Source organism: Streptomyces axinellae (assembly GCF_039532135.1).
Taxonomy (GTDB): domain Bacteria; phylum Actinomycetota; class Actinomycetes; order Streptomycetales; family Streptomycetaceae; genus Streptomyces; species Streptomyces axinellae.
Map to the genome: position 1 here is coordinate 1 of NZ_BAAARJ010000102.1, position 509 is coordinate 509.

The window sequence follows — 509 nt, forward strand, 5'->3', positions numbered from 1 at the left end:
GGCGCGGATGGCGGCGCTGATTCTCTTCCCGCTTTCGCTCAGTTCCGCTCTGACAGACTTCTCGTGCTCGCTGAATGCGGCTTTCAGCATTTCGCCGGTACTCTGCTGCTGCGCTTTCGATTTCTGCTCTAAGTCCTTCGCCAGCGTTAAAAGACTGTTCATAGATGGCTCCCTTAAGTCGGATGTTTCGCCCTCCGTCCGGGTCGGCAATGCTGATGCTGCTCTTTGTGGTGCGCACGACCTCAAAACCTGCGCTTTCCAGCGCCTCAGTGACGTCCTGACGCGTTTTAAGCTCCCCTGACGAGGCGAGGGCCAGTAAGCCCCGCGTAATAGCCTCTGCGGCTTCCTGCTTCGTTTTGGGTAACGAAGATGGCGTCACCAGCGCGCGCCGGTTCTCCGGTGCGTTCGGGTCGTGCAGCCCCAGTCGCCCGTTCACCACGGTCTGCCACGCATCGATGCGCGGACGGTCTGCCCGGTCGTAGTACGGCTGGAGACGCCTGCCGGTCAGC

General features: G+C 61.1%; 1 protein-coding gene. It reads right to left on the minus strand.

The genetic code is table 11. The features are described 5' to 3' along the window. Window positions 1-162 (minus strand): MbeB family mobilization protein (locus tag ABD339_RS33645; protein ID WP_242627709.1); only part of this gene is annotated, 162 nt, incomplete at its 3' end. Window positions 163-509: the final 347 nt, after the last annotated feature.